General features: G+C 33.4%; 22 protein-coding genes. 13 read left to right on the plus strand and 9 right to left on the minus strand.

Annotated elements, in window-relative coordinates; genetic code table 11:
• Window positions 1–51 precede the first annotated feature (51 nt).
• Window positions 52–630, minus strand: coding sequence for a hypothetical protein (locus QZ659_RS00430; RefSeq protein ID WP_291720193.1), 579 nt, complete (start codon window positions 628–630; stop codon window positions 52–54).
• Between the two features lie 456 nt (window positions 631–1,086).
• Between QZ659_RS00430 and dnaK the strand changes: the two genes are divergently transcribed.
• Window positions 1,087–3,018: a molecular chaperone DnaK gene (gene dnaK / locus QZ659_RS00435; RefSeq protein WP_291720194.1), complete on the plus strand. Its 1,932-nt coding sequence runs from the start codon at window positions 1,087–1,089 to the stop codon at window positions 3,016–3,018.
• Window positions 3,019–3,049: 31 nt separating this feature from the next.
• Here the strand turns inward: dnaK and QZ659_RS00440 are convergent, their stop codons facing one another.
• The 3 genes from QZ659_RS00440 to QZ659_RS00450 all read right to left on the minus strand — a co-directional run bounded on the left by QZ659_RS00440 (window position 3,050) and on the right by QZ659_RS00450 (window position 6,149).
• A complete protein-coding gene (locus QZ659_RS00440; RefSeq protein ID WP_291720199.1) occupies window positions 3,050–4,225 on the minus strand; it encodes an aminotransferase class I/II-fold pyridoxal phosphate-dependent enzyme in 1,176 nt (391 codons plus the stop codon).
• A 60-nt stretch (window positions 4,226–4,285) separates the two neighbouring features.
• Entirely contained in the window at window positions 4,286–4,756 is a 471-nt protein-coding gene (locus tag QZ659_RS00445; RefSeq protein ID WP_366935835.1) for a DUF962 domain-containing protein, read from the minus strand.
• Window positions 4,757–4,910: 154 nt separating this feature from the next.
• Entirely contained in the window at window positions 4,911–6,149 is a 1,239-nt protein-coding gene (locus QZ659_RS00450) for a phosphoglycerate kinase (protein ID WP_291720201.1), read from the minus strand.
• Between the two features lie 168 nt (window positions 6,150–6,317).
• Between QZ659_RS00450 and QZ659_RS00455 the strand changes: the two genes are divergently transcribed.
• Window positions 6,318–6,764: a hypothetical protein gene (locus tag QZ659_RS00455; protein WP_291720203.1), complete on the plus strand. Its 447-nt coding sequence runs from the start codon at window positions 6,318–6,320 to the stop codon at window positions 6,762–6,764.
• A 71-nt stretch (window positions 6,765–6,835) separates the two neighbouring features.
• Here the strand turns inward: QZ659_RS00455 and QZ659_RS00460 are convergent, their stop codons facing one another.
• Window positions 6,836–7,255, minus strand: coding sequence for a nucleoside-diphosphate kinase (locus QZ659_RS00460; protein ID WP_291720204.1), 420 nt, complete (start codon window positions 7,253–7,255; stop codon window positions 6,836–6,838).
• Window positions 7,256–7,462: 207 nt separating this feature from the next.
• A complete protein-coding gene (locus QZ659_RS00465) occupies window positions 7,463–8,062 on the minus strand; it encodes a macro domain-containing protein (RefSeq protein WP_291720205.1) in 600 nt (199 codons plus the stop codon).
• A gap of 101 nt (window positions 8,063–8,163) precedes the next feature.
• Here QZ659_RS00465 and QZ659_RS00470 point away from each other — a divergent pair, with 101 nt between their 5' ends.
• From QZ659_RS00470 to QZ659_RS00510, 9 genes are all read left to right on the plus strand, one after another.
• Window positions 8,164–8,484, plus strand: a complete 321-nt coding sequence (locus QZ659_RS00470) for a hypothetical protein (RefSeq protein ID WP_291720211.1) — start codon at window positions 8,164–8,166, stop codon at window positions 8,482–8,484.
• A 126-nt stretch (window positions 8,485–8,610) separates the two neighbouring features.
• Window positions 8,611–8,853, plus strand: a complete 243-nt coding sequence (locus QZ659_RS00475; protein WP_291720212.1) for an acyl carrier protein — start codon at window positions 8,611–8,613, stop codon at window positions 8,851–8,853.
• A 274-nt stretch (window positions 8,854–9,127) separates the two neighbouring features.
• Entirely contained in the window at window positions 9,128–10,387 is a 1,260-nt protein-coding gene (fabF, locus tag QZ659_RS00480) for a beta-ketoacyl-ACP synthase II (protein WP_291720213.1), read from the plus strand.
• A gap of 63 nt (window positions 10,388–10,450) precedes the next feature.
• Window positions 10,451–11,197: a ribonuclease III gene (gene rnc / locus QZ659_RS00485; RefSeq protein ID WP_291720214.1), complete on the plus strand. Its 747-nt coding sequence runs from the start codon at window positions 10,451–10,453 to the stop codon at window positions 11,195–11,197.
• A 112-nt stretch (window positions 11,198–11,309) separates the two neighbouring features.
• Window positions 11,310–11,651: a TM2 domain-containing protein gene (locus QZ659_RS00490; protein ID WP_291720215.1), complete on the plus strand. Its 342-nt coding sequence runs from the start codon at window positions 11,310–11,312 to the stop codon at window positions 11,649–11,651.
• The gene (locus tag QZ659_RS20510) at window positions 11,651–12,067 is read left to right on the plus strand and encodes a DUF2752 domain-containing protein (RefSeq protein WP_366935836.1); all 417 of its coding nucleotides are present in this window, start codon (window positions 11,651–11,653) and stop codon (window positions 12,065–12,067) included. Before QZ659_RS00490 ends, QZ659_RS20510 begins: the two co-directional genes overlap by 1 nt.
• Window positions 12,068–12,332: 265 nt before the next feature.
• The gene (gene folP / locus QZ659_RS00500) at window positions 12,333–13,115 is read left to right on the plus strand and encodes a dihydropteroate synthase (RefSeq protein ID WP_291720337.1); all 783 of its coding nucleotides are present in this window, start codon (window positions 12,333–12,335) and stop codon (window positions 13,113–13,115) included.
• Window positions 13,116–13,180: 65 nt separating this feature from the next.
• A complete protein-coding gene (locus QZ659_RS00505; RefSeq protein ID WP_291720221.1) occupies window positions 13,181–13,867 on the plus strand; it encodes an N-acetylmuramoyl-L-alanine amidase family protein in 687 nt (228 codons plus the stop codon).
• A gap of 27 nt (window positions 13,868–13,894) precedes the next feature.
• Entirely contained in the window at window positions 13,895–14,602 is a 708-nt protein-coding gene (locus QZ659_RS00510) for a hypothetical protein (protein WP_291720225.1), read from the plus strand.
• A 9-nt stretch (window positions 14,603–14,611) separates the two neighbouring features.
• Here QZ659_RS00510 and QZ659_RS00515 read toward each other — a convergent pair whose 3' ends face one another.
• A complete protein-coding gene (locus tag QZ659_RS00515; RefSeq protein WP_291720361.1) occupies window positions 14,612–15,475 on the minus strand; it encodes an undecaprenyl-diphosphate phosphatase in 864 nt (287 codons plus the stop codon).
• A 219-nt stretch (window positions 15,476–15,694) separates the two neighbouring features.
• Between QZ659_RS00515 and QZ659_RS00520 the strand changes: the two genes are divergently transcribed.
• Both QZ659_RS00520 and QZ659_RS00525 read left to right on the plus strand, forming a co-directional pair.
• Window positions 15,695–16,567, plus strand: a complete 873-nt coding sequence (locus QZ659_RS00520) for a DUF2911 domain-containing protein (protein WP_291720228.1) — start codon at window positions 15,695–15,697, stop codon at window positions 16,565–16,567.
• Window positions 16,568–16,720: 153 nt separating this feature from the next.
• Window positions 16,721–17,017 carry a hypothetical protein gene (locus QZ659_RS00525; RefSeq protein WP_291720232.1) on the plus strand — a complete coding sequence of 99 codons (297 nt, stop codon included), beginning with the start codon at window positions 16,721–16,723 and terminating at the stop codon, window positions 17,015–17,017.
• 92 nt (window positions 17,018–17,109) lie between these two features.
• Here QZ659_RS00525 and QZ659_RS00530 read toward each other — a convergent pair whose 3' ends face one another.
• Window positions 17,110–18,123: a M23 family metallopeptidase gene (locus QZ659_RS00530; RefSeq protein WP_291720234.1), complete on the minus strand. Its 1,014-nt coding sequence runs from the start codon at window positions 18,121–18,123 to the stop codon at window positions 17,110–17,112.
• 387 nt (window positions 18,124–18,510) lie between these two features.
• Entirely contained in the window at window positions 18,511–19,377 is an 867-nt protein-coding gene (locus QZ659_RS00535) for a M28 family peptidase (RefSeq protein WP_291720237.1), read from the minus strand.
• Between the last annotated feature and the right edge of the window lie 312 nt (window positions 19,378–19,689).

Consider the following 19,689-nt stretch of genomic DNA (forward strand, 5'->3'; position numbering starts at 1 on the left):
AAGTACGAAAATGTGATGAGAGTGAGAAAAAGTACATTAAAATAAAAAGCGTTATTCAAAATTTATTCTATACATATTTGGAAAATCCTTACTATAAGTGATTTCAAGTGTGTCTCCAACTTTATATTTTTTGTTTTTTTCATTGTGAAAATAAGTAACAAACTCTTCTCCATTTGCAGCGTAGCTACACTTTATTAGCCATGCGTTTTTATCTTCTACTTCTGTTTTCCTAGCGATAACAATACATTTATCCACTTTTCCATATAATGATAACTCTTTTTCTTCTCGGTAATCATGAAGAATAGCAGGTAACATCAAAGAAATACCTATTGAAAAAATAGCATAACCTAAAGCTTCTCCATTCGTTGATCCAAATGATTTTGTTGTTCCAAATACCAGCCAAAAAGTAATAGTAACTACAGGCAGTAGTAAAGCCAAATCATTTCGATTAGCTGGATAAGCTATTTCTTTAGGTATAAAAAGTAGGCAGATTAAATAGATTATTAAAACACTAAGCCAAAGCACACTTAAAGTATTTCTTGTTCTACTTTGCTTTTTTAACTTGCTTTTTTTATCTCTAGTAGTTTTTTTTTCTGTCTTTATTTTTTTGGTAGTTTTATGAATTTCCATTCTAATTTCATTTAGTTTTTTATCTACACAATATACGAGCATTCAGTTATCAAGAAAAATCTTGCTCAATCAATGTGAACTATTATACTATACGAATAAAATCTATATGAGATTAAAACTCTGTCATTATACAAACTCACAAATAGCCTAACTGTCTGATTTTTAGAAATATAATTTTGAGTTTTTCTATCTAGTCTGCCGTTTTGTCATTATTTTTTCTAAAATCCCAAGTTTTTGAGGTTGGTATATCTATTGTAAAATATCTGTCAAACACAAAAAAAAGAAAGCATCTTTGAAGCAGATTTTATAAAATTCTTCTAAACTCTTTCTAAAAACTTGTGTTTCAATTAAATAGGAAAATCACTCCATTTTTCAAATATATACTTAAATCACTAATTAGAAATTGATTTTGATTGTATTTATACATCAAAATACAGACTTAACAAAACAATAGATATGGGAAAAATTATTGGTATTGACTTAGGAACAACCAACTCGTGTGTCGCTGTAATGGAAGGCAACGAGCCAGTAGTAATCACAAATAGCGAAGGAAAGCGTACTACTCCTTCAATCGTAGCATTCTTAGATAATGGTGAGCGTAAAGTAGGTGACCCTGCAAAACGTCAAGCTATTACAAACCCAGAAAAAACGATTGCTTCTATCAAGCGTTTTATGGGAGATAGCTTCAGTGAGACAGAAAAAGAAATGAAGTATGTAGCCTACAAAGTGGTAAAAGGAGCAAACAACACACCTCGTGTAAAGATAGACGACCGTGAGTACACACCACAAGAAATTTCAGCGATGATTCTTCAAAAAATGAAGGCAACAGCAGAAGATTATTTAGGCACGACGGTTTCAGAAGCAGTAATTACAGTTCCTGCTTACTTCAACGATGCACAGCGTCAGGCAACAAAAGAAGCAGGAGAGATTGCAGGTTTGAAAGTTCGTCGTATTATCAACGAACCAACAGCAGCAGCACTAGCTTACGGCTTAGACAAGAAAGACAAAGATATGAAAGTTGCTGTCTTTGACTTGGGTGGTGGTACATTTGATATTTCTATCCTTGAATTAGGAGACGGCGTTTTTGAAGTAAAATCAACTAACGGAGACACTCACCTCGGAGGTGATGACTTTGACCAAGTAATCATTGGATGGTTAGCAGACCAATTCCAAAGCGATTACAACGTAGATTTGCGTAAAGACCCAATGGCATTGCAACGTTTGAAAGAAGCAGCAGAAAGAGCAAAGATTGAGCTTTCTAGTTCTACTCAAACAGAAATCAACTTGCCTTATATCATGCCGATTGATGGTGTACCAAAACACTTGGTTACAACACTTTCAAGAGCTAAATTTGAGCAACTTACAGATGATTTAGTAAAAAGAACATTAGAGCCTTGTAAAGAAGCATTGAAAGATGCTGGTATTTCGGCTTCTGAAATTGATGATGTAATCTTGGTAGGTGGTTCTACTCGCATTCCTAAGATTCAAGAAGAAGTAGAGAAATTCTTTGGTAAAAAGCCATCTAAAGGCGTAAACCCTGATGAAGTTGTTGCAACTGGTGCAGCTATTCAAGGTGGTGTTTTGACAGGAGAAGTAAAAGACGTTCTTCTTTTAGACGTAACTCCTCTTTCTCTAGGAATTGAGACAATGGGTGGCGTAATGACAAAACTTATTGAGTCTAACACTACTATTCCTACTCGCAAATCACAAGTGTTCTCTACAGCAGCAGACAATCAGCCGTCTGTAGAAATCCATGTATTGCAAGGAGAGCGTGCAATGGCGAAAGACAACAAAACGATTGGTCGTTTCCACCTAGATGGTATTCCACCAGCACCTCGTGGTATTCCACAAGTAGAAGTTACTTTTGATATTGATGCAAACGGTATCTTAAACGTATCTGCGAAAGATATGGCTTCTGGAAAAGAGCAAAAAATCCGTATTGAGGCTTCTTCTGGTCTTACAGATGCAGAAATCGAAAAGATGCGTCAAGAAGCAGAGGCAAATGCTGCTGCTGACCAAGAAGCAAAAGAAAACATCGATACTATAAATAAAGCTGATGCAATGGTTTTCCAAACGGAGAAACAACTTAAAGAGTATGGCGATAAGCTCTCTGAAGCAAACAAAACAGCTATCGAAGCAGCATTGAAAGACCTACGTACTTCTCACGCAGAGAAAGATGTAGCTAAAATTAAAACTGCTTTAGAAACGTTGGAAGGAGCTTGGAGTGCAGCCTCTCAAGAAATGTATGCAAATGCTGGAGGAAATCCTCAAGACCCAATGGGTGGAGCAGCAGGTCAGCAAACTGACGCTTCTCAAGAGCCATCTAGCGCCAATGCAGAAGACGTAACAGACGTAGATTACGAAGAAGTAGATTCTGATAAGAAATAATCTAACTTCAATTATATAAAAATCAACTCCTCTAAAGTTCTTTTGAATTTTGGAGGAGTTTTTTTTCAGCTTGATTTAAAGTCTCCAAAAAGCTCAAAATCTCACTTTCTGTATTAAAACTATGTAAACAAATCCGTAGGCGTTCGTCTCCTTTCCTAACTGTTGGCGATTTTATAGCACGCACTTCAAACCCTTCTTTTTGTAATTGTAGAGCTGCCTTTTGACAGTTTTCATTTCCTGCTATGGGAATAATCTGAATTGGCGTTATTGAACCACTTTCACTTTGAAATACAAATAATTTTATATTTTCATTTAGTTTTTCAACTAATTCCTTTTGATGAATTTTTAGAAAACCCATTGCCTTTTTTACTGAAACTAATTGAAAAAGTGGTGGCGCAGTAGTGTAAATAAAGGGTAAAGAAAAATTGATAAGATAATTTATAAGAGTTTCACTTCCTAAAATAGCTGCTCCTTGCACTCCAAATGCTTTTCCAAACGTATGTATTCGTGCAAAAATTTGTTTTTCTAAGCCTAACTCTGTTACAAGTCCATTTCCATTTTCTCCAAAAATGCCTGTGCTATGAGCTTCATCAACTACTAAATTTGCATCGTATTTTTCACAAACTTCGACTAATTTTTGAAGAGGAGCAATATCTCCATCCATTGAATAAATAGATTCCACAACTACCAAAATATTCTGATGTTCATTACTATTTTTTACTCTGATAATTTTCTTTTCTAAATCTCCTACATCATTGTGCTTGAATGAAAAATGTTTGGCTGGACTGAGTCTGTATCCTTCTTTTAAGGATGCGTGAACCAAACTGTCATACAAAATAATATCATTTCGTGTCAAGATAGAAGATAAAAGTGCAACATTTGCATGATAACCAGAACCAAAGAAAAGAGCCTTTTCAGCCTTAAAAAAATGAGCTAGTTCTGCTTCTAATTCCTCAAAGTATTCATTGTGTCCAGATAAAAGACGAGAACCTGTTGAGCCAATACGACAAGTATTGAAGCGATGAGCTTGTATTTTATACTCCTCTAAAATTTGCTGTTGTAATTCTTCATTACGAGCCAAACCCAAATAATCATTTGAAAAAAAATCAATGTTATTTGGGTTTGATGAGGCTAAAAAACGCAAATTATTTTCTTCTTTACGCTTATTTATCTGATTTTGAAGGTGTTGCTCTAAAATATTTTTCAAATTTTGTGTTTATGAAAAAATAAAATTCGTAATTAGCTTCGCTGACTTTCAGTTCTATAATTAATATTTCACTCCTAAACTGCTGTACACGAAAGATAGCAACCACGCAGGGCCAATCAAAAGGAATTTCAAATCATCTATAAAAGAAGGCTTTTCTCCTTCAATTTTATGTCCGATAAATTGTCCTATCCAAGCTACCACAAAAATAGTTGTAGCAATAGCCCAAAGTGGTACAGAAAGATTTGTATCAATCCAATGGCAAATGCTAAGATAAACAATAGCTATTGTAATCATTCCTAAAAAAATAGGAAAGGAGAGCCGTAAATAAAAAATAGAACAGGCAATACAAAAAATGGTAGCGAAATTGGCAAAATTGCCCATAAAAGGGAATAAATTAGTCAAAAACCCATGTGGGATACTCCAAAGCAATCCTAAAACGCTAAAGAAAATAGTAGGAACGCAAATCCAATGAATAATTTTATTTGTCTTATTCTGATGGCTTTCTCCGTATTTATCAAGCCATTGTTGCATTGTCATCATAGCTGTATTGTATTTTGTGTGTGTGATAATGGTTTATCTAAATATAATGAAAACTCAAGTCAAACGAAAAATTAACAAATAGAAAAACCCTAGTATTTTCTTAGGATAGAGATAAATACTAGGGTTTTATAAAAAAAAGAAAGTTCTATTTCTCCAAAGCTACTACTCCCGGAAGCTCTTTTCCTTCCAAATATTCTAATAATGCACCACCACCTGTTGAAACATAAGATACTTTATCTCCTGCATTCATTTGGTTGATGGCTGCTGCCGAGTCTCCACCACCAATGAGAGAATATGCTCCATTTTGAGTAGCTTCCACTACCACTTCTCCAATTTTTTGAGTTCCTTTAGCAAAATTTGACATCTCAAAAACTCCCATTGGTCCGTTCCACATAATGGTTTTGGCATTTTTCAAGACATTGGAAAATTCTTCTTGAGCTTCTTTTCCAATATCCAAGCCCATAAAACCATCTGGAATTTCTTTGTTATTTACTTCTTTTGTCGTGGCATTGTTATCAAATTTATCTGCTGCAATAGAATCTTTAGGCAAATGAATTTTGACATTTTTTGCTTCTGCCTTTTTCAACAGTTCACTAGCAAGGCTGAGTTTATCTTCCTCTACCAAAGAGCTTCCAATATTTCCTCCTTCTGCCTTGAAGAAAGTATAAGCCATTCCTCCTCCAATAATGAGAGAATCTACTTTGTCTAATAGTTTTTCAATAACCATTATTTTATCAGAAATTTTTGCTCCTCCCATAATAGCAACAAACGGACGCTCTGGGTTTCCTAATACTTTTTGAGCATTCTCCAACTCTTTTTGCATTACATAACCACAAACACGATTTTCTTTATCAAAAAAATCGGCTACTGTTGCCGTAGAGGCGTGTTTTCTATGTGCTGTTCCGAAAGCATCATTCACATATACATCTCCCAAACGAGCTAGTTTTTTAGCAAAATCTGTGTGATTTTCTTGGTTTGTTTTAGTTTCTGCCTTGTAAAAACGCACATTCTCTAGTAAAAGAACTTCTCCTTTTTCTAGCTCTTTAGATGCTTCTACTGCCTCATTGCTGCCAGCATCTTCTACAAATTTTACTTCTGTATTGAGATGTTCTTTTAAATAGCCTACAATATGTCTAAGAGAAAATTTATTTTCTCCTTTGCCTTCTTGCTCATATTCTCCTTCATTCTTTGGTCTGCCTAAGTGCGACATCAAAACGATTTTTCCTCCATCACTAAGAATTTTTTTAAGTGTTGGTAAAGCTGCCTTCAAACGTGTATCGTCCGTTATTTCAAAACTGCCATTATTTTCCTTTAAAGGAACATTAAAATCTACACGAACCAAAGCCGTTTTGTCTGCAAAAGAATAGTTATCTAAATAGAGCATAAATTAAAAGAAATAAAGATTGTGTTGAATACTGTTTTTAATGAAAGCCAAAATTACAAAATAAAATGGGCTATTTAATGGTTTCAAACTTCTATTTGCAACAGATATAAAACACATTGCGTCTTACCTCAAAACTTTATTATCACACTTAAATTTATCTTGTAAAATATGAGACAATTATCTTTTTTATTGCTTGTTTTATTTACCTTCTCTTTATTTTTAAGCTCTTGTAAAAAAGAAGATGAACTCTCTAATAGAGATAAACTTATTGGAAAATGGAAATATATAACTATTACTTCTACCCAATATAAAAATAATAATTTCGTGGAAACTCAAACAGTAAATTTTATAGAAGCAACAAGAGAATATAAATCTAATGGAATTTATGATGATTTTTTTCCAACCTCTAGTCTGCCTGATTTAGCAGAGGATGGAACTTGGAAACTGACAGATAATGATACAAAGTTGCTTATAGGTACAAAAGGAAATCCTTTTGTAGATACTTTATATATAAAACATCTTACTGATAAAGAAATACGTGTTCTTTCTATAAATGAATATACTGAAGATGGAAATAAATATAGGTTTGAACAAGAACTATATTTAAAAAAATAAATCTAACAAAAAACCATTTCAAACATTGGTATTTGAAATGGTTTTTTTAATGAAATCAAAATGAACTTTGATTAAAATTGCTCTAAGTTAGAGAAAAAGAAGTTTCCTTCAATTTGTGCATTCTCGTCAGAGTCTGAACCGTGAACAGCATTTGCTTCGATAGACTCACCATATTTTGCACGAACTGTTCCTTCTGCTGCTTCTTTTGGGTTAGTAGCTCCAATAAGAGTACGGAAATCTGCAACAGCATTATCTTTTTCTAAGATAGCAGCCAAGATATTTCCAGAAGACATGTACTCACAAAGGTCATTGTAGAAAGGACGCTCTTTGTGTACAGCATAAAACTGTCCTGCACGCTCTTTTGAAAGACGAGTAACTTTTGCAGCTACCAAACGGAAGCCAGCCTCTTCAATCATTGCCAAAATATTGCCTGTGTTGTTTGCGCCAAAAGCGTCAGGCTTAATCATTGTGAAAGTGCGATTAGTTGCCATAATAATGTTGTTTTTTCGGTTTTATATGAGAAATATTTTTTGTGATTAAAAATCAATGGCGCAAAATTACAGCTTTTTATTTAGAAAGTCAGCATTAGAATAGGAATTTCTAAAATACAGTATATTAAAGTTGGATTTACAATCCTAAATCTGATATGAAGATTGTAAGTCTAAAGAACGACTAATAAAAATATCTACTCCTTCTATTTAAAAATCAAATATCATTGTGTTAGGATTTATTTCAAGTTGATATTTTTGAGCATCTCCAAAGGTTTTGAAATCCATTTTATTTCCTAATTCTATTTCTTTGTAGGCTTGGTACATTTGATGTGCTGCCATTTCAAAGGGCATTCTCCCCACTCCTGTACAAAAACCTGTTATTGAAACATACTCTATCTTGGGATGATTTCTTGCTGCAATAAGTGTTGATTTCATTGCCAAATAGGCATTTACAGACGTAGCAATATTAAAACTCATCGGAACACGCATCGTAGGGCTAGAAATAAGATAAGGAATAAACTCATCTCCAGTTTCCAAAATCAACGATTTTCCAACTAAGAGTTCGCCTTCGGGTAGTTCTTTTATTTTCTTTTGTAATTCAAACTGTAAACTCCATCCTAAGCGTAACGAAATTGCATTATCTACTCCTCCATCCATAAAACCAAATGAATTAGCAGGACTAACAATCGCATCTACGTGTACGGTTGTGATGTCACCCTTGAGAATGGTTATGTTTTCTACATCTGAAAAATATTTGTTCCATGCCGAAATCATTTGAGAGTTTTGGTCTATGAAAAGATAGTGCATACAAATTATGAGTTAAGATTTACAAATCATTGAGTTTGAACGTTAGAGATGAAAAAGTAGTTCAGTATTAAATAGAATCATATTTAACAAGAGCAAAAATTATGGAACGACAATCAATGACTTTGAATATTCGATACGATTTACCAAATGGGGTTTGGGAAAATACTATTCCTAAAATTTATGAATCTATGGAAGGATGGGTAGGTTTTGTCAAGAGTGATGAAAATGATAGTATTCCTTATTGGTTTAATACTGATGAACAACAAAAGCACATTTGGGCTTCTGTAGAACCTAGTGGACTTTTATTTGAGGGACGAATGACAGATGCAGAATGGAAAGAATGGAAGTTGAAAATCAAGAAAATAGCTACACAAAAATTAGGTTTTAAAGTAGGAGAAATTGAGCTAGGAGAAGTAGATTAGAAGAATAAGGTAGGTACAATCTTCAACTTTCTCTTAAAGTTTTTGCTACAATTTGATTTTATTCAGATAAATCTTTTTCTTTGCATTCAGTTTATTCATTACACAACCAAATAAGACAAAAACATCATGGCAGATATTTCAGAACGTGTACAAAACATTATCGTTGAGAAGTTAGCAGTTGAGCCTTCAGAAGTTACTCCAGAGGCAAGTTTCACAAACGATTTAGGAGCAGATTCTCTTGATACAGTAGAACTTATCATGGAATTTGAAAAAGAATTTAATGTTTCTATTCCAGATGACCAAGCAGAGCATATCTCTACTGTTGGACAGGCTATCAAATATTTGGAAGAGCATTCAGCAAAAGCATAAGCAATTTACTTGTTTTAGGTATGCTCTGAGATTCTTAATCTAATAAAGACATACCGAAACTGCTTTTTTAAAAGATTTTTTAGAGTCAATAAAAATATTTTTTATCCGACTTTTAAAATTTTGCAGACCTACTGAGTAAATTTGCCTTACTCGGTAGGTTTGTTTTTTTACAAATGCTTATCTTTGAAGTTAATTATCTTATACCAAACTTATGAGGCTTTTGGAAGTCTTAAAAGTTTAATATTTACCACACATTCTACCCCAACTATATATTATGCAACTGAAACGAGTCGTAATTACAGGATTAGGAGCTATCACACCACTAGGAAACGATGTCAAGACATTTTGGGACGCACTAGAGGCTGGAACAAGTGGCTGCGATATGATTACTCATTTCGACACTACCCACTTCAAAACCAAATTTGCTTGTGAGGTCAAAGACTTTGACATTACCAAATACATGGATAGAAAAGAAGCTCGCCGTTTAGACTTGTTTGCTCAGTTTGGGATGGCAGCAGCTACACAAGCTATGGAGAACTCTGGCTTAGAGGTAGGAAAAAATGTAGATGCTGACCGTGCTGGTGTAATTTGGGGGTCTGGAATTGGTGGAATACATACCTTCCAAGAAGAAGTAACAGGATATAGTAAAGGCACTGGCGTTCCTCGCTTCAATCCTTTCTTTATTCCTAAAATGATTGTAGATATTGTTTCAGGACATATTTCTATCAAATATGGTTTGAGAGGACCAAATTTTGTAACTGTTTCTGCTTGTGCTTCTTCTACTAATGCTATAATAGATTCTTTCAACTATATCCGTTTAGGAAAAGCAGATGTAATTGTATCTGGAGGAAGTGAAGCTGCCATCATAGAAGCTGGTGTAGGTGGTTTTAATGCTATGAAAGCTCTTTCTGAAAGAAATGATTCTCCAAAAACAGCCTCAAGACCATTTGACAAGACTCGTGATGGTTTTGTAATGGGAGAGGGTGGAGTTTCACTCGTTTTGGAAGAACTAGAACACGCAAAAGCTAGAGGAGCAAAAATTTATGGAGAAATTATTGGTGGTGGAATGTCGGCAGATGCACACCACATGACAGCTCCCCACCCAGAAGGATTAGGCGCAGCCAATGTAATGAAAAATGCTCTTTCAGATGCTGAAATAGACCCTTCAGAAATAGATTACGTAAATGTTCATGGAACTTCGACACCTCTTGGCGACCCACAAGAATTAAAGGCTATAACAACTGTTTTTGGAGACCATGCCTACAATATGAATATTAGTTCTACTAAATCTATGACAGGACACTTATTAGGAGCAGCAGGAGCAATAGAAGCACTAGCTTGTATAATGGCACTAGAAAGACAAGTTGTTCCTCCTACTATCAACTTCGAAACACCTGACGAAGAAATAGACCAAAAGCTAAATCTTACCCTCAACAAAGCTCAAAAAAGAGAAATCAACGTGGTTTTGAGTAATACATTTGGCTTTGGAGGGCATAATGCCTCAATTATAATGCGTCGTTATACAAATGAATAATAAGATATAATAAACCTGTAAGACACCTTTACCCTTTGTTTTACAGGTTTCTACTATTGAAATATGAGTTGGATTGGTAAGATAGCTACAAAAGTTAGCAAATTTACACTTAATGAATCAGATAAAAGGCTCTATAATGCCATTACACGCATTATAGGAACATCGCCTACCAATCTTGCTATTTACAAACTTGCCATGCAACATACCTCTGTTGCAAAGGAAAATAAAGATGGCTTCAAAGAAAGTAACGAACGCTTAGAGTATTTAGGAGATGCTGTATTAGGAAGTATTGTTGCTCATTTTTTATTTAAGCGTTACCCTTATAAAAATGAAGGTTTTTTGACGGATATTCGCTCTAGGATAGTCAGTAGAGCATCATTAGGAGAGCTTTCCAAAAAATTAGGATTAGATGAGCTTGTAGAAGTAGATACCAAACGTAGAAATGCTTTTTCTCACAAATCACTGTATGGAGATGCGATTGAGGCATTTATTGGAGCTGTTTATTTAGACAAAGGTTTTCATTTTTGTCAAAAATTTATTGTAAACAGAATCTTACTGACTCATCTTGATTTGCAAACCATTATTGAGACAGATAAAAACTACAAATCCAAACTCATAGAATGGGCGCAAAAAGAAAATAGGAACGTACAGTTTTCTATTTCAAAAGACAAATCTGACAACAACAATCGTCAGTTTGTAGCGCAAGTTTTATTAGACGAAAATCCTATATCTACTGGAAATGGCTACACAAAAAAGAATGCACAACAAGATGCAGCTAGAAGAGCTTGTGAAGAGTTAAGTATTGAGTAATATCTGTAATTTTTTCCTATCAGCTTTTAAAAACCAAATTAGAAATAATCTCGTTATAATAAAACGTTCTGTTAAAACAGATATTTTTCATAAAAACCAATATAGCTAATAGATGCAAGAACAAAAAGTTGATATGTTTATTACGGCAAATAAGAAATTCCTAGCTCAAGACCAAATTTTTCAAATACGGGAACGTCTGTTGGAAATGGACGATTCTCAGTGGGGCATTGTTCAAAGTGTTCAATTTCAAGACCCTGTGATAGTCTTGGTTGTGGCTTTATTTGGAGGAGGTTTGCTTGGTATAGACCGTTTTATGATAGGGGATATAATTTTAGGAGCATTTAAATTACTAACTTGTGGAGGTTTTATAGTTGGAGCTTTCATAGACATTTTATTGATTATGAGTGCAACAAGGAAAAAAAACACAGCTAAACTTCAACAGATAATATATTAGTGCCAACCTCAAAATACAAGTTATACAGTTTTTTACTTGCTTCTTGTACTATTGGATACTTTTGGATTTTTTATACATTTAGTCTGCAAAAACAACAAATTAGTAGCTTTACGCCTTGTCTAATAAAGAATATAAGTCACTTACCCTGTCCTTCTTGTGGTTCTACACGAGCTATTCTTTTCTTACTTAAAGGAAAATTTATAGAATCTTTATATACTAATCCTTTAGGATTATTGATAATGATTGTGCTAATTATATCTCCTTTATGGATTATCATAGACATAGTATATAAGAAAAACTCTTTGCTTCGTACATTTTGTTGGATTGAAAGTCAAGTAATAAAAAAAAACATTGCCCTTTTTTTAATATTACTTGTTTTATTAAACTGGATTTGGTCTGTTTCCAAAAATTTGTAAAAGCAATTTCAAGTTTTGTTCATATTAAATAAAAAACTATTAAGTTATTCTGAATAGAGTAGATGTCAAGAAATAGAAGTTGTTTCAAAATAGAGAAAAAGCAAATTAAGAATTGTAAAATCATATTAGCTTTGCTCGCTTTTAGGTCTTAAACAACTTTATAATATAGTATCACATCATCAATCTTCAAATAATTTTGCAACTCCTAATTTTACCCACTCTTCGCCTAAAAAATCAAATTATTTCCTTACATAAACCGATTGTAATGGGAATTTTAAATGCTACCCCAGATTCTTTCTATGAAGGAAGTCGAACTACTACAGATAGAGACGTTTTGCAAAAAGCATCACAAATGCTAGAAGAAGGAGCTACAATTTTGGATATTGGAGGCTACTCTACTCGCCCAGATGCCGATACTATTTCTATCGAAGAAGAGATAAACAGAGTTGTTCCAACTATTGAATCTATCAAAAAAGAATTTCCAAAATCGGTTATTTCTATCGATACATTTCGTTCGGAAGTAGCAAGAGCAGCTGTAGAAGCAGGAGCAGACCTAATAAATGATGTTTCAGGAGGAAATTTGGATAAAAAAATGTTTGAGACAGTAGCTACATTGAAAGTGCCTTATATTTTGATGCACATGCGAGGGACTCCTCAAACGATGAAAACACTCACAAACTATGAGAATATCATTGCAGACATAATGACCTATTTTCAAGAAAGAATTATAAAATTAAAATCTTTAGGAGTAAATGATATTATTCTTGATTTAGGCTTCGGATTTGCCAAGACCATAGAGCAAAATTATTTTTTACTTAAAAACCTCTCTGTATTTGAGAATTTAGATTTACCTATTTTGGTAGGAATTTCAAGAAAATCTATGATTTACAAACGTCTTGATATTCCAGTTTCGGAAGCACTTAATGGAACTACTATTTTGAATACGATTGCGCTACAAAACGGAGCAAAAATATTGCGTGTTCACGACGTAAAAGAGGCTATGCAAACCATCAAAATTTTGAGTTATTTAGGTAAAGAAAAAGATTAGCAAAAAATTTGTACTTTAGTTTACTTTTCAAACTATTTTGCAACTACCTTTCCTAAAAAAGAAAAATGAATCAGTATTACCTCAAAAAGAAAAAGGCTATTTTTTTTATCTGTCTATCATTTCTATTTGTTGTGAGTAGTAGCTTTTTTTCTGTCAAAAAAGTAAACAAAAAACCTCTTTTTGTAGTGGTAGTAGATGCAGGACATGGAGGTTATGATGTGGGAAATGAGTGTTCCGATTTGAAAAAATTTAATCAAGAAAAAGATATTGTTTTGCCAGTTGCCTTAGAACTAGGAGGCTATTTAGAGAACCTATTGGAAAATGTAAAAGTCATTTATACAAGAAAAGACGATACATTTGTAAGTTTGGAAAAACGCACTGAAATTGCCAATGAAGCTAGTGCAGACTTGTTTGTCAGTATTCACGCCAATCACAACCCCAATAAGAATATTCACGGCTGTCAAGTCCATATTCATAATCATGATATAAAGTTTAGTAAAATATTTGCAAAAAAACTGATGAGCCAGCTTTCAGAACGTGCCAAAAGAAAAGTTCTGAAACTTCAAACGACAAATAGCCGAGGACATAATTTATTTGTACTGCAAAACACAAAAATGCCAGCTGTTTTGGTTGAGATAGGTTTTATGAGTAATCCAAGAGAAGAAGTATATCTCAATAGCGAATACGGACAGGCTATTTTGGCTTCTGCTATTTTTCGTGCTGTCAGAGAATATCGTGAAGTGGTGCAGTAAATAGTATTTAAAATTCAGATAGAAATTATGAAAAAAAATATTTTGATATTTTCATTTGTGCTTCTCCTAGCAATTAATTTCAAAACTCTTGGATATGATAAAATATTAGTAGGAGAGGGTGTGTTTTATGATTCAACAGCTTTAGTGTACAATTTTTCTCAGAGTGGGACAAACTGGTGGGATAAAATAGGAAAGAAAAATATTTATCAAGTTCAAATTGGTGATACATTGTGTTCTATTGATAAAGAAAATCACTTAAGTATGTGGCAAGTAAATGAGAAAACATCAAAAATCTTAGAACTGCCAAAAAGTATTAGTGGAATGGTTACTGAACTTTATGAAAGTAAACTAAGGTGTAACTTAATAAAGAGAGTTTGGATAGGTAATAATCTAAAAATACCTCACGGAAACCTAGTATTTCGGTTCAACAATGGATTTCAAAAAAATGTAAATACATCAAAAGAAAGTATTTTTAGCAGTTTAGAGATACTGCTTTTATCTAATAGTCAGAAACCAACAGAACATATCAATTTCCAAACACAAGAAGGATATGATTATAACGTTTGCTCTGATAATTATTACTCTGTTGTGAAATCTATATTCAAGTTAGGAAATAGAACATTTGCTCTAATCAATGAATATTCTGATAAAGAGTGTCCAGAATATAGCACTTACTGGATTATAGAAATCATAGGTACAAAGTATAGAAAAATATGGCATTATGGAGCTTGCTAAATATTTAGTTTACACAAAAAGTGCAATCAAACCTACCACCAAGCAATAGATAGCAAAATAAATCAGTTTGCGTTTTTTTACTAACTCTACCATCCAATAACAAGCAATTAGTCCCACAATAAAGGCTGTAATAAATCCAATAGATAGAAAGGAAACATCTAAAGAAACTACCGAGCTTTGCTCTAAAAAGTCTTTAACTTCTAAAAGTGTTGCACCAAAAATAGGAGCAAGAACCATTAGGAATGAAAAACGAGCAGCTTCCCCACGAGGCACACCTATTAAAAGAGCTGTCGCAATCGTTGCTCCCGAACGAGAAATACCAGGTAAAACAGCTATGGCTTGCGCTAATCCGATAATAAAGGCTTGTAAATATGAAATATTTTGATTCAAGGCTGCTGTCTGACTTTGGACTTCTTTTGGAGTAGGTTCATCATCTAAGATGGTTTTCTGTCCACTTGTAGAAAGCAAATTTTCTTGCTTAAAACGAGTAATCAGCAACAAAACACCTGTAATGAGTAACATTCCACCTACAAACGGAATATTTCCTTCAAAAAAAGATTCTACCCATTTTTTAAAAAATATACCAACTATGCCCACTGGAATCATAGAAATTACAACTTTTAAAGCAAACTCCCATTCATCGTTCCACTTAAATTTGAGCATTCCTTTCAAAATAAAACCAATTTCTTTTCTAAAAACAACCACTGTGCTGAGTGCAGTTGCAGCATGTAAAATAATAGAAAAAAGAAGGTCGTCAGAAGGTTTAATTTGTAATAGAGCTTTTCCAAGCTCTAAATGTCCACTACTACTGACAGGTAAAAACTCTGTTAATCCTTGTAAAATCCCCAAAATAAGTGCTTCCAACCATTCCATAATGCCTTTTTGTATAATTTTTATAAGTTCTTGATTTGCCTTTGAAGGCACAAAATTAAAAGAGTTTGACGACAAGAGACAACTTTTTCCTAAAAAAAACTAAATCATTTGAGAAATAGACTATTCTATCATCTTTAACGCCTTTTTTTACGTAAATTTTGAATAAGTTTGAGCCTAGTTCAGAACTACTTATTATTTTTCATTATACCCTTCTTTTATATGAAACATTTACACACACTTGTCATTGTTCCTATTATTATTGCACTTTTTTTATTAGTTATTCAACAGTCATGCGCTCAAGTAGAAATGCCTGTGCCTAGTCCAGCAGCTTCTGTATCACAAGTAATTGGTGTTACCAAAATTTCAGTAGATTACTCTGCTCCTGCTGTTCGTGAACGTGAGGTTTGGGGAAAACTTCTTCCTTATGGTGAGATGTGGCGTACTGGAGCAAACTCTCCAACAAAAGTTACTTTCAGTACTGATGTTATGGTAGAAGGAAAGAAAGTAGAAGCTGGTTCTTATACACTTATTACTATTCCAACTGAAAACAAATGGACAGTTATTTTAAATAAAGATTCTAAAGGAAATGGTGTTTTTTCTTATTTGGAAGACGACGATGTTATTCGTGTAGAAGTTACTCCTAAAAAAGCTGAAATGCTTGAATATTTGTCTTTCAGCATTCAACCACAATCAGATTCGGAAGCTCATCTAATAATGCACTGGGAAAAATTACAACTTCCTATCAAAGTTACAACAGATACAAAGGCAAATGCAGTAGCTTCTATAAAAGCAGGAATGGGCATTTATGGCAGAGCTTGGTATGATTATGCGTCTGCTGCTGAGTATTATGTACAAAACGATTTAGATGTTGAGAAAGCTCACGAATGGGCAACTATGTCTCTAAAAATTCGTGATGACCACTTTTTCAATCAGTGGGTAATGGCACAAGTAGAAGCAAAAAAAGGAAACCACAAGAAAGCTGTTGAATTAGCAAAAAAAGCTCAAGAAATGGGTGCTAAAAATGGAGGAGGTTTTTATGCTGCTCGTAAGGCAAGTATAGAAACAAGCATTGCAGAATGGAGTAAGAAATAAAACATCTATTTTCGAAGATTATCAAAAAAGCTATTTCTTAAGAAAAGAAATAGCTTTTTTAGTGAAATACTTTTTTCATAGAACTTGATTTGACTTTTTTTCGTACATTAGACTAACACTAAATCAACTTTAATTCAACTACCCATGATGGAAATGATAATTGTCTTTGGTAGTACATTTGGAATAGCTACTACTGCTATTGTAACAAATTATTACTATAAGGTAAAAAAACTAGAGGTAGCTCGCCGTTTGAGCCAAGAAGAGCAACGAAAAATAGATATGATAATGCAAGAAAATGAAGAACTGCGTCAGCGTTTGGAAAATGTAGAAGTTATCGTCTCTAGTGCAGATTTGGATATTCTCACAGCAGGTGCTTCTATGGAAGATATTACTCGTATAAAAAATACTGTAACACAAGTAAAGGAAAGTAAGCGTTTTAAATTACGCTAATAGATTCTCAAAAAAACACAAACTATGAGCAATAAAAAAGCACCATAATAAATTATGGTGCTTTTTTATTGTTAGTCAATATCTTGTCATATTTAATGAGCAGCATGGTTATGGTCTTCTTCGTCTGAACCACCTCCCAACGATTGTCCTTCTTGAGAAGAAAGTTCAACTAATTGTTGATATTCTGTTGGAGAAAGGTCGTTGAAGAAATAATTAATTGGATTGACAGGTGTTCCGTTATGACGAACTTCATAATGTAAGTGAGGAGCTACTGAAAGTCCTGTACTTCCTACTTTTCCAATTAGTTGTCCACGCTTAATTTTTTGTCCTTTCTTACAGTCAAAGGCTGAAAGGTGAGCATATCTTGTAACATAGCCATAGCCGTGGTCAATTTCTACTAATCTTCCGTATCCACTAGACCAATCTGCTTTTATTACTACGCCGTCTCCTGTTGCGTGTACGGGTGTTCCTGTTCTTGCTGTCAAATCACAACCTGCATGCATTTTACGCACTTTATAAATAGGGTGAGTACGCATTCCAAATCCAGAAGCAAAACGATTGAGGTCTTTTCCAGAAAGAGGTTGAATAGCTGGGATAGAAGCAATCATGTCATTCTTACTTTGAGCAAGGTTCATGAGCTTATCATATTCCTTTGTTTGGATATACATTTGTCTTTTTATGTTATCCAGTTTTTCGTGTGTACTGACAATGAGTGTTTCATTTGCCAAATCTTGGTCTAAAAGACTTTTATACTTTTCAGAACCACCTGTACCTCCTTTTCTCATCTCCATTGGCATTGGTTCTATTTCAAACATCGAACGGTAGAGCTTATTATCTCTTTGTTGGAGGATTTCCAACATATCTGTTGCTTGACTAATTTCTTTATTCAGAACTTGATATTTTGTTACGAGTTCTTGTTTTTCTTCTCTTAGCTGAACCACTTCCTTTGAAGGGAACATTTTAGTGTAAAATGTCGCAAAACCGATAGCTAATACTGATGAAACTACTAAGAGTCCTAAAATATTAAAAGCAATATCTGTTTTTGAGGCTTTTACTTTTTCGTAACGACACGTTTCAGTATCGTAATAATATTTAACTTTTGCCATATAATTAGTGTTTGTTGCTAATTTCTGTCAGACAAATAAACAATTAGATAATATAATTTTGGTTCAAAACCTACTATTATAATTCAACTACTTGTGTATTGGAAGATAGTTATGAATATGTAAAAACAAAGATTCATTAAGTTATGATGGTTTATAAAAGGATATATATAGCCGATTGCTCATATATAATTACTCTTAAAACAATTTTTAATTAGTGTCTAACTAAAGATTAGTAATGCAAAGAAGCAAAAAAATGAGAAAAGTTCCAAAAAACATAAAACTTTTTTCGATGAATCATCGTAACAACCTATTTTTTACTAAAAATAACGTGATTTATGGACTGAAATTATATTTTATTGTGTTTTGTTTATAATTTTATAAAAAAGTCTATTTAATTTTTAGCAAGCTCATAAATACCCCATCTATCACCTTTTTCATTTGTTGTATATTTAAGGTCTCTAAAGTATCTGTTGGCTCGTGATAGTTAGGATTTCGGAAGAATGATGTATCTGTAATCATAAAGGCACTAAATCCAAACTTCCAATAATTCAAATGGTCTGAATAATCTATTCCAGCAATAAAAACAGGTGCTGCTAATTTCTTTGCTTTTATCGTTTGAGAAGCCTTAAATTGTCTGTAAAACTTTCTACTAAACTTGCCAGCACCAAACTTCTTTATAAAGGCAATATAGTTTCCTCTACTTCCATAAAAGAGAGATAATAAACCAACAGGATAAGATTGGGATTTCTTTTCTAGTTTAAAATAGCCTATCATTTCTAAAGAAATCATGCCATATACATCAATATTTTGAGATGCTAAAGAGCTTGCATGTACATAACTTCCCATATTTTCTGTTCTAAAATAGGGAGGTTCTTCTAAGGAATAGGCTACCAAGTCTATTCTGTATTTGAGTTTTTTATCTTTCAAAAGTCTAGCGAGTTCTAAGAGTCCAACTACTCCACTAGCATTGTCATCTGCACCTTCTTGATTGCCACAAACATCATAGTGCGCTCCAACAATAATTCTTGTCTGATTTTCTGTCCCAAATGAAGCAATTACATTTTTGTAAGTATCTGTACCTACAAGATATTTTTGAAAGCTACTACTATCTGCATACTTTGAAAACACTTTCTTTATATAGTTAGCTGTTTCATTGAGTTGCTCTATATTTTCTTGATTGCGAAATTCCTTCGTTTTGGTAATAGCCTTTAAATGTTCTTTTATGATGAGCGTATCAGACTCAAAGTTCGCCAAACAGTAATTTGACAGTAATAAAAGACATAACACTAACAACCTCTTAAACATTTTTATCATATCATTAAAAGTGAAGAGAGAAAATTATGTACACACAAGGACAATAAAAACTATAGAAGGTTGCATAAAATTAACCAAGATGGTAATGTCTTGAAATAATACTAAAACAAAAATTGGACTACACCTAAAAATATGTCGGTACTGCCCTGTTGGGCTGACCTAGGTAGGAAATAAGGTTAGTTTCGTAGAGCAGACCAAAAGTATTGGGGTAAAGTAGTTTTTATTTTGGTATAACTTTTATTGTCAATAATT

This window comes from Bernardetia sp., assembly GCF_020630935.1.
Classification (GTDB): Bacteria; Bacteroidota; Bacteroidia; order Cytophagales; family Bernardetiaceae; genus Bernardetia.